Origin of the sequence: Mesotoga sp. UBA5825, from assembly GCF_002432955.1 — a bacterium.
In the GTDB taxonomy this organism is placed as follows: Bacteria; Thermotogota; Thermotogae; order Petrotogales; family Kosmotogaceae; genus Mesotoga.
Genome location: NZ_DJHG01000083.1, coordinates 1 through 9,354, shown reverse-complemented (window position 1 = coordinate 9,354; position 9,354 = coordinate 1). Strand labels below are relative to the sequence as shown.

12 protein-coding genes and 1 pseudogene are annotated in these 9,354 nt (G+C 46.0%); 7 read left to right on the top strand and 6 right to left on the bottom strand.

Annotation, left to right across the window (positions count from 1 at the left end; all coding sequences use genetic code 11):
• The 6 genes from B3N33_RS08010 to B3N33_RS07985 all read left to right on the top strand — a co-directional run.
• The coding region (locus B3N33_RS08010; RefSeq protein ID WP_292592909.1) for a sugar phosphate isomerase/epimerase family protein at positions 1-754 on the top strand (754 nt) is incomplete at its 5' end.
• Entirely contained in the window at positions 751-1,476 is a 726-nt protein-coding gene (locus B3N33_RS08005) for a GntR family transcriptional regulator (protein WP_292592907.1), read from the top strand. The genes B3N33_RS08010 and B3N33_RS08005, both read left to right, overlap by 4 nt.
• Before the next feature lie 2 nt (positions 1,477-1,478).
• Positions 1,479-1,778, top strand: coding sequence for a UxaA family hydrolase (locus B3N33_RS08000; RefSeq protein ID WP_292592905.1), 300 nt, complete (start codon positions 1,479-1,481; stop codon positions 1,776-1,778).
• Positions 1,765-2,964 carry a UxaA family hydrolase gene (locus B3N33_RS07995; protein ID WP_292592902.1) on the top strand — a complete coding sequence of 400 codons (1,200 nt, stop codon included), beginning with the start codon at positions 1,765-1,767 and terminating at the stop codon, positions 2,962-2,964. Before B3N33_RS08000 ends, B3N33_RS07995 begins: the two co-directional genes overlap by 14 nt.
• 225 nt (positions 2,965-3,189) lie before the next feature.
• Positions 3,190-4,062 (top strand): M20 family metallopeptidase, encoded by an 873-nt coding sequence (locus tag B3N33_RS07990; protein WP_292592900.1) that lies wholly within the window; start codon positions 3,190-3,192, stop codon positions 4,060-4,062.
• Positions 4,063-4,064: 2 nt separating this feature from the next.
• Positions 4,065-5,165 carry an Ldh family oxidoreductase gene (locus tag B3N33_RS07985; RefSeq protein WP_214079032.1) on the top strand — a complete coding sequence of 367 codons (1,101 nt, stop codon included), beginning with the start codon at positions 4,065-4,067 and terminating at the stop codon, positions 5,163-5,165.
• 8 nt (positions 5,166-5,173) lie between these two features.
• On the opposite strand, the gene B3N33_RS07980 is transcribed toward B3N33_RS07985, so the two are convergent.
• From B3N33_RS07980 to B3N33_RS12970, 6 genes are all read right to left on the bottom strand, one after another.
• Positions 5,174-5,491 (bottom strand): hypothetical protein, encoded by a 318-nt coding sequence (locus B3N33_RS07980; RefSeq protein WP_292589882.1) that lies wholly within the window; start codon positions 5,489-5,491, stop codon positions 5,174-5,176.
• 21 nt (positions 5,492-5,512) lie between these two features.
• Positions 5,513-6,076 carry a hypothetical protein gene (locus B3N33_RS07975; protein WP_214079031.1) on the bottom strand — a complete coding sequence of 188 codons (564 nt, stop codon included), beginning with the start codon at positions 6,074-6,076 and terminating at the stop codon, positions 5,513-5,515.
• Between the two features lie 144 nt (positions 6,077-6,220).
• Positions 6,221-6,664: an SsrA-binding protein SmpB gene (gene smpB / locus B3N33_RS07970; protein ID WP_039659593.1), complete on the bottom strand. Its 444-nt coding sequence runs from the start codon at positions 6,662-6,664 to the stop codon at positions 6,221-6,223.
• A gap of 213 nt (positions 6,665-6,877) precedes the next feature.
• Positions 6,878-7,984: a M24 family metallopeptidase gene (locus tag B3N33_RS07965; RefSeq protein WP_292592898.1), complete on the bottom strand. Its 1,107-nt coding sequence runs from the start codon at positions 7,982-7,984 to the stop codon at positions 6,878-6,880.
• Between the two features lie 163 nt (positions 7,985-8,147).
• Positions 8,148-8,819: a deoxyribose-phosphate aldolase gene (deoC, locus tag B3N33_RS07960; RefSeq protein ID WP_214079029.1), complete on the bottom strand. Its 672-nt coding sequence runs from the start codon at positions 8,817-8,819 to the stop codon at positions 8,148-8,150.
• 16 nt (positions 8,820-8,835) lie between these two features.
• A complete protein-coding gene (locus B3N33_RS12970) occupies positions 8,836-9,138 on the bottom strand; it encodes an SDR family oxidoreductase (protein ID WP_349682158.1) in 303 nt (100 codons plus the stop codon).
• Here B3N33_RS12970 and B3N33_RS07955 point away from each other — a divergent pair.
• Positions 9,099-9,354, top strand: a pseudogene (locus B3N33_RS07955) (transposase); the annotation flags it as partial. The gene B3N33_RS12970 and the pseudogene B3N33_RS07955 overlap by 40 nt on opposite strands.

Here is a 9,354-nt window from a genome sequence, read left to right as displayed (position 1 = left end):
AGAGACGCTCGCCGCAGTGGTGGGTGCCGGTTTCAACTCTTTTGAGCTCATGATCGCCGAACCCGAAAAAGTGGATGTTGAAAAACTGAAGCGACTCGAGCGACAGTACTCTTTGAAGTGCATATTCCTCTGCACTGGCGAGATGGCAGGAACTGCCGGCCTTTACCTGAACCACATAGACGCGAACGAAAGAAAGAGAGCGCTGAACTCCTTTTTGCAGGCAGCCAAGAAGGCACATGCTCTAGGAGTTAACCTTAATATCGGCAGACTTAGGGGAGTAATATGGTCCGACGGCCTCCAGAGGTCACTCGAGAGGCTTGGAGAATCGCTGGGAAAAATCGATTCATATGTGAGAAGTGAACTCGAGGGGTTGTCCGTTTTGATAGAACCATTGAGGAAGGTGGTCTGCCCGATCCTTAATAACTGTGTCGAAGCCGCCTCTTTTCTTTCTGAGAGAGAGCTAAAGAGTTTTGGAATTCTCCTTGATTCTGACCATTTCGATGAGTTGAAGGATCCCGCTTTTGTAAGTTCGAACATCGAGCTGATAAAACACGTTCACCTAGCAGATACGAATCACAAACCTCTGGGGCGGGGCGCGATTGATTTTCAGAGCTTCTTGAAAATGCTGAGCAGATCGAGTTATGTCGGTGAATACAGTGTCGAGGTCTTCTGCGATGAAGATCAGATAGAAACTCTAAGGGAAACTGCTTCATTTCTGAAAGCTTTCCCTCAAATCCTGGGGGGATCACTTTGAACAGATCGGCAGACACAAATCACTTTCAGGGAATCCAGCAGCAGCTTTACAGATCAATAAGGGATAGCATCGTAGAACTGGAAATCCCTCCCGGAGCGAGATTGACGATCGAGAAGCTGAAGAGAATCTACGGTGTTTCTTCTACTCCGGTAAGGGGGGCTCTCCACAAGCTGAAGGAAGATGGTCTTGTCGCGCCGGGAGCCGCCAAGAGTTTTTACGTAAAGGAGATTCTCGAAAATGACGTCAGGAAGCTCTTCCCGATAAGGCTTGTGCTGGAGAAACTTGCATTGAGTGAATCAATTAATCGGATCGACAGAGAGATCATATCGAATCTGATCGTGAGGATGAGAAGACACCTCTCGGAACCGGAGGAGACAAAGAACAAAGTTCCTTACGATATTGACTACAGGCTGCACAGGGAGATACTCAATAACTGCAATAATGAATATCTAATTGAAATGATGTCGAAGATCTCGATACTGCTCGCCAGAATGCGGAACGTGATCAAATACTACCTTCTTGAACAGCAAAAAGACTGGATAATTAACGAGATGGAGGAACATTTCAAAATCGCGCAGAGCATCCTGGAAGGAGACCTGGAGAAGGCTTCTGCTGCCCTGGAAGTTCATCTCAAGCACTCAATGAATATGATATGTTCTATACTCAGTTCCAACCATATTGACTATGCTGCCAAAGAAAGCTTTGCCCATTTGGAGGATTAGAAATGAAGCATGCTATTTTGCTGTCTTTAAACGACAATGTCGCAACGGTGCTTGAGAAAGTGGATATCGGCGAAGAGATAGAGGTGAAGGGTATTTCCGGATTGCAGATGCTGGTTGCGAAGGAAGAAATACCTTTCGGTCACAAAGTCGCGGTGAGAGACATCAAAAGAAACGAGAGAATAATTAAATACAATAACAAGATAGGGATTGCAACTTCGAACATCTCGACGGGCCAGCATGTTCACATCCAAAATGTTGTAAGCGAACGAACGGAGATCAAAGAGGGAGGTGACAGGGCTTAGGCCAGATATTATGAAGACCATGATGGGTTATTTAAGAAGTGACGGAAGTGTTGGAGTGAGAAATCACGTCCTCGTTCTCCCCAGTGTTCTTTGCTCTTCGAATGTTGCCAGAAAAATTTCGGCCGCTGTTCCCGGATCGGTAGTGGCCAGCCACAATCAAGGCTGCGCTCAACTGGGAGATGACTTTCAGCAGACTAGAAGAACGCTGATTAATACTGCGCTAAATCCTAATGTGGCAGCCGTTCTTGTTGTTGGGCTCGGTTGTGAAAGGGTGTCCCCACATGAACTGAGGGACGTGATTCTAGACAGCGGAAAACCGGCCGGACTAATAATGGTTCAAGACTACGGAACCGTAGAAGCTGTAGAAAGGGGAACTGCAATTGTCAGGAAAATGGTAGAGGAAGCTTCGAAGAGTGAAAGGGAGGAAGTTCCGCTTTCAAGACTTGTCCTAGGCATGGAATGCGGTGGTTCCGACTTCTCTTCGGGTTTGTCGGCCAATCCTGTAGTCGGCGAGGCTGCCGACATTCTATGGAAGGAAGAAGGTCGTGTGATACTCTCTGAGACCACTGAACTGGTCGGTGCAGAACACCTCCTCTTTGAGAGAATGAAAAACGAAGAAATGAAGAGGCGATTTGCAGGGATGCTAAAGAGAATGATTGATGAAAGCATGAAGAACAGCCGCGATGTGGTGGATAAAGAAAACGTCCCCAACAACATCTCTCCTGGGAACGTACGGGGAGGACTGACCACACTTGAAGAAAAGTCGCTTGGTGCAATGATTAAGGGCGGCAAAGTACCGATAGTAGGTGTTAAAGAGTACGGCGAATTAATTGATCCGGAGCCAGGTCTTTACCTTATGGATACGCCCGGATATGATGTAGAATCTGTCACAGGAATGGTTGCCGGCGGCTCTACAGTTGTGCTTTTTACTACCGGGCAGGGAACTCCTACAGGCAATGCGATAGCACCTGTTATAAAAATAACTGGAAACCACGAAACGGCTAAAAAGATGAAGATGAACATCGATTTTGATTGCAGTGCGATAATCTCCGGAAAAGAGACATTAGAAGAAGGCGGAAAGAGGCTTTTCGAACTTGTTCTGAGAGTTGCTAACGGCGAAAAGACTAAATCAGAGATTCTTGGACAGGATGATTTCTCAATCTGGAATGTGGGGATAAAACTATGAGTTACAGTGATTCCCAACTCGAAAGTCTTCTTTTTGAGTTATGCTCTGCCAACACAACGAATCCTCCGGGTAATGAAGATCTCGCCGTATCGATAATCGAGAGAACTCTCACGCGAAAAGAAGTGAGCGTAGAGATTCACCGAGTTGCCGATAACCGTTCGAATCTCCTTGCAAGGATCGAACGCGATCCCCGAATCTCATATTTAGTCTTCTCCGGTCATATGGATGNNNCCCGCCGGTTCAAACTGGAATACCGATCCTTTCAAACCTGAACAGATAGACGGGGAGCTCTATGCCAGAGGTTCCGCAGATATGAAGGGTGGTCTTTCGGCCTTAATTGCGGCGCTTGTAGATCTTTCGGAAGATAGGGAGTTCTGCGGAAACGTGGCTCTTCTTGCCACGTGCGACGAAGAAGTCGGTTGCTCGGGAATACAGTACTTTCTTGAACACAAACCATTCGACATCTCGGCTGTGCTGATTGGTGAGCCCACTTCTTTAGGACTTGCCACCGGAGAGAAGGGAGCGCTCTGGCTTAAACTGAAATTCAAAGGCAAATCAGCGCACGGTTCGCAACCGCAAAACGGAGTTAACGCAGTTACAAGGCTTTTCAGTGCCTACAATGAGCTTTCTCAGGTTCTAGGGAAAATAGAAGGCCTTACTGAGAGCCTGAACATCATTCGAGGTGGATCAAAAGAAAATACCGTTCCCGATGAGGCCGAATGTGTTATCGACATTCGTTTTGCAGAGAACACAGATTCTTCAGAAATCATCGCTCTCGTAGATTCCGTTCTAAGCAAATACAATCAATCAGAGAAAATCATTTTGCTCAACAGGGAGTCTTTCTCCTCTTCAGGCACTCTCACTGAATCTGTTAAGGAAGTGCTCAAAAAGAAAGCCCTGAAAGCCGAAGAGCTCTCAATGACCTACTTCACTGACGGTGCCTTTACTGCATCGCAAGGGATTGAGACAGTAATACTAGGTCCCGGAAGCCCCTCAATGGCGCACAGGTCGAACGAATATGTGGAACTTGAAGAAGTCCATAGGGCCCGAAGGCTTTATGTAGAAATAGCAAGGAACTACTTTGAAAGGACTAGATAATTATGGGTAGACTCGTAGCATATGAAAACCTCAGGAAGCTCTGCGAAGAGATCCTTCTTTCCGAGAATTTCAACATAGAGGCCGCTCATGAAATAGTGGACGTTTTGTTGGAAGCTGATTTGCGTGGCATTCCTTCACATGGTGTTGCAAGACTTGGTAGGTACATTAAGGAAAGAGATAGCGGAAATATCCTGCTCGATTCCAAGCCATCGATAGTACATGATACTCCGATTTCGGCCACAATTGACGGTAACGGCGGCCCAGGACAATGTGTTTCCAACTACGCGATGGATCTTGCAATAACCAAAGCGAAGAAGTCGATGATCGGCCTTGTCTCGGTCAGAAACTCAAATCACTACGGAATCTCAGCCTATTACTCCGAAAAGGCGCTTTCAGAAAAGATGATAGGGATAGCGATGACCAACAGCTACCCTCTCGTCGTTCCGACTTTCGGGAAGGAGGCCATTCTTGGAACAAATCCCTTTTCAGTAGCCATCCCAGGATTGAAGAAGGATTTCATACTGGATATGGCTACTAGCGTTGTGACCAGGGGAAAACTAGAGGTTTACGATAGGCTGGGAAGAGACATTCCAAACGGCTGGGCAGTGGATGAAACAGGTAGTAGCACAACCTCTCCCAGAAGGGTTCTGAACAACTTCAACAATCGAAACCCCGGAGGTATTCTTCCCTTGGGAGGATCCGATGAGGATTTTGGTGGTCACAAAGGGTTTGGGATGGCGCTTCTTGTAGATCTGCTGTCTGCCGGGCTATCTTTGGGGACTTGGAGCGCAAAGACTTACTCGAGTTCCCAGGCTGGCGTGTGCCACTTCTTTGGCTGTTTAGACCTTAAGCTCTTTGGAGAAGCTTCACACCTAGTAAGACACATGGAAAGGATAGTCGACGAAATCGTTTCAAGTGACAAAGCCGAGGGTCATGAAAAGATCTACTATCACGGAGAGAAAGAGGCATTAGCAAGGGAGAGATCTCTAGAGTCGGGAATAGAACTGGATAACAAGACAAAAATACTGCTCACAACACTGGCAGAGAAACACGGCATCAAAAAACCTGCCGATTGGCCGCTGACCGGAACTCAACATGAATGAATTGCCCTCTAGAATACCCATCTAAAGATTATTATCGGCCTGAATGGCAGGCTGTGACCAAAACTATACGCTGATGCTATGCCTGCAAAGTCTGCGATTAGGTCTCCAACCTCCGCAGAACCTCTGCCTGAAATCAGATCCCAGACTTCCTTCCCCACACCCAGTAATGCGGTAAAGGCAAAACCGCCTGTGTCCCCAAGAAGGTAACTTGAAAGGCCAAAGGCGGTATAACTAACAGAATAATGTAAGAATTTGTCGTAACCCGTTACCGCTAAACCAACAATAGAAAAAAATAGAACAAAGAATAGCAAAAAATACTTGCTCAAAAAAGCCTCTTTAGCTCTTGATTAGAATTCGTAGAGTACTCCAAGTCCTACAGAGAAGAACTCGGGAAGGGGCCAGTAATCTCCGCCGGGGAAGTTTCCCTCCTGGCGAGTCTGATAGTCTTTCACTCTGTAACCCCTGGCAAATCCATTGAGAATCATCTTGTCAGTGATCGGTGTCATTATCTGGAACCCACCACCGAGAGCAAGATGAGGAGCTCCTAGATCAAGTATTCCTATCTCCCAGGACTGTTGACCGGCTATGGTATCCTGAACTGAACCCACACTAACAAGCAGCCTCACCTTCAGATTGAGCGTCTCGAGAACCTGAAAGTAAATGTCAGCATTTAAAAGGCCAATCTTATTGGTCGGATATCTGATTGCAGCCTGAGCACTCAACATGGTTCCAATCTTATCAGTAAATGGAAGCTGAAGAGAGAGATCAAAAGCACCGGCACCCCATCTCTCTGACTGATAAACTGGATTAGTGGCATTGATTCCAAAACCACCACCTATAAGCGCTTTAGGCGTAGAGAGACCCAGTGAGACCGCAAAAAGGAGCAAAGCTACTAAAGCGACTTTCTTCATAAATACACCTCCCCTTAATAATTGCAAAGCTATTGGCGTTATTGGCAGTATATAACAGATTGATTATACCACAACAGTATTGAGGTTCAAAGCCATTATTGCTGCTCTATTCGGAAGACAAATACGCCCAGGAAGCAAAATTATTCACAAGTCTGTCCGTTGACGCATCCTTCTTTCAACATCCCTCTTCGCGATATCTTCCCGCTTGTCGAAAAGCCTCTTTCCCTTTGCAAGCGAAATCTCAACCTTCGCCTTTCCTCTTTCGTTGAAATATATCCTCAAAGGAATAATCGTCAATCCCTTTTCTTTGATCTTCTGATCGAGCCTCAGTATCTCCTTCCTATGCATAAGGAGCCTTCGTTTTCTGCGCGGCTCGTGATTCCAAACATTTCCATGTGTATACTGACTGATATTGCATTCCATAAGAAAGATTTCTCCATTTTCGATCTTGCAATAGGCATCTATCAAAGAAGCGCCACCAAGGCGCAGAGATTTTACTTCCGTGCCGACAAGCTCGATCCCGGCTTCGTATGAATCCATAAGATGGTACTGGAAACGTGCCTTTTTGTTCGTAACTACTGTTTTCATTGAGATCCCTCCGTCCCGCTGAACGGAATTCATTTTAGCACAAGGTCTATGCATTTTAAAAAAGGGATCTTAACAAGATCCCTTTTTATGGTCTGCTCTTTATTTTAGACAAGAGAAAACCATGCCCAATTTATTATAACTCTTATTTGTTGACTCAAATGAAACTTGATAAGTCAATTATGAAAAAAGCGATTCTCGGTCTGATACTGTCGCTCAGTCAACAATAACAATCGCAGGCCTCTTAACTGATACACCGTCTATTTCGAATTCAAGAGCCGGCCAGGAGCTCGAATCAGGAAATGACAGAATCGTGTTCTGTGACTTGCCTACAAGTACAGTATCCTCGGACTTCGTGCCTCTAATTGTCGGGTTCCAGGCAACCGCGTTTCCAATTTGGAGAACGATATCACTCTTCAGGTTAGCAATCACCTCTCTGGGGAGGTAACCCGCAGTTCCTCCCTGGTGATGAAGTTTCCATTCACCTGCCCTGCCAGCCGTTTCATAGGCCTCTACTAGCCTCTCAAAAACCTGTGAAAGCTTCACTCCTGGCTTCGAGCATCCGATAACCTTTGCATCGATGAGGCAGTTCTGTTCGTGTTGCCTCCTGATATCATCTGATGCCTCAAACAGAAAAGACCTGCTCGAAGAGATTATCAGCCCTCGTTTTCTTGCACAGATACTCGCGAAGCCTCTCTTCCCCAGTCTGACATCTCGCGAAAGATTGTGTCTGTAACTGAGAGAGCTCTCCTCCGAGAAGACCAGTGTCAACACCGGCTCTATATCCCTCTCTGCCATGGCCCTATAGAAAAGCCCTTGAACCTCCAGCTCAGTCATATGTCGATTCAAATCCGGCACTATCAGGGAGAAGATTTCATCGCACTCTCTTCCCAGAGCTTTGTACGTGTCGATTTCCGTCTCACTTAAGACGCTCCGCATGGGTGTTATATCAACATACTCGCTTGAGTATCTTCCCGTATCCGATATAAGCTTCCCGTTAACCACGCTGTCCAGCAGCCTTTTCTCTCCGGAGGGCTCAAACCAGCTATACTCAAGAAACCCGAATTCTCCGAGAAGACTTTCATCCAGCTCGATCTCCTGAATTCTCAGCTTTTCAATATTGTTTGTGATCATGTAGACGCGGTCCCCTGTTATGAGAATTGAGGCTTCTCCCTCGGTGGAGTTCAGGGTAATGTTACTCCTGGCTCCGAAAGTGAACCATGAGAAATTACAGCACTTGCTCAATAAAAGGGCGCTTGCACTTCTGGCAGCCATTAGCTCTCTCAAGCTCTTAACCCTATCTCTAAACTCTTCTAAAAGCATTTCCCCCACTCCTAAACAAAAAAAGGTTGGCTTTCATATCTATCTTACCTGCTTTCGAGCAAAAAACGAGACGCTAGTTCTCTGTACGAAACACTGAAAACCAACCCGGAAATCCCCTTGCATTACTCAAAAAACCACAAGCAATGATGCCTTCTCTTACACATCAATAAAACGGCGTCTTCCTTAATTCATCGATCAGGAGATGTGCATTGCTTGCCCCAAAACGCGTTGCGCCGAGCTCATGGTATCTAAGAAGGTCCCTAAGCTTTCTTATGCCGCCCGACGCTTTGACCTGGATCCTGTTTCCCACCTCGTCCAGCAGGAGCTTAACGTCGGATTCAGTGCAGCCGGTGTCGGCAAAACCTGTAGATGTTTTCACGAAATCGGCCCCGGCATCTGCAACTATGTTAGCTCCTATCCTTTTTTCTTCATCTGTCAGGTAATGAACTTCCAGAATGACTTTCATGACTACGCCTTTGGCCGCATCTCTTACAGCCAATATCTCATTCTTCACTTCATCGTACATCTGGCTCTTCAGCCAACCTATGTTTATGACCATATCTATTTCACTTGCACCCTTCAATAGGAAATCTTTTGTTTCAAATACTTTCGATTCAGTAGTAGAATAGCCGTTCGGAAAGCCTACCGGTGCATCAACTCCTACTTCTGAACCCTTCAATATCTCCGACGCGTACTCAATCCAGGAAGCCCCAATAGCAACAGTCATAAATTTGTATTCCATGGCCAGCCTGCAAACTTCTTCGATGTCCCTCTTTGTTGCGTCGGGTTTCAACATCGTTGAATCAATCATTCTCGTCAAGCTTTCTTCACTCAATGCAACTCATCCCCTTTCAAGGTGTGACTATTCCTCCATTAACGTGTATTGATTGGCCAGTAATCCAACAAGCTTTGTCAGATGCTAAGAATGAGGCCATATCTGCTATGTACTCAGGCTTTCCGAATCTCTTCATGGGGATTTCTTCCAACCACTTTTCCCTCTTGATCTTCATTGTTTCTTCAATCATTCTGGTTTCAATAGTTCCTGGGCAAATGGATACAGCCTTCATTCCCGAAAAGCCTAACGATGAAAACCTTCGTGAAGCGTTGAAAANNGCTGGATCCAGACACTGGAGAAATCGTACCGACCAGACCATACAGGAAGGATTCTGAACAGAAGGATGGCATTTTGAAAAAGCCCGGACCAGTTCCCATAACCAAAATCCGAAGGGATTTCTATGGTGCTTGCTATCTTCTCGATCAGGTTGGTAAGATAACCGAAGTCGCAGCCGACTTGAAAGCCTGTTTTCCCGACCGCTATAAAATGATTCTATCGGTAGCCTATTATCTGATTCTCGAAGAGAATAACTCAC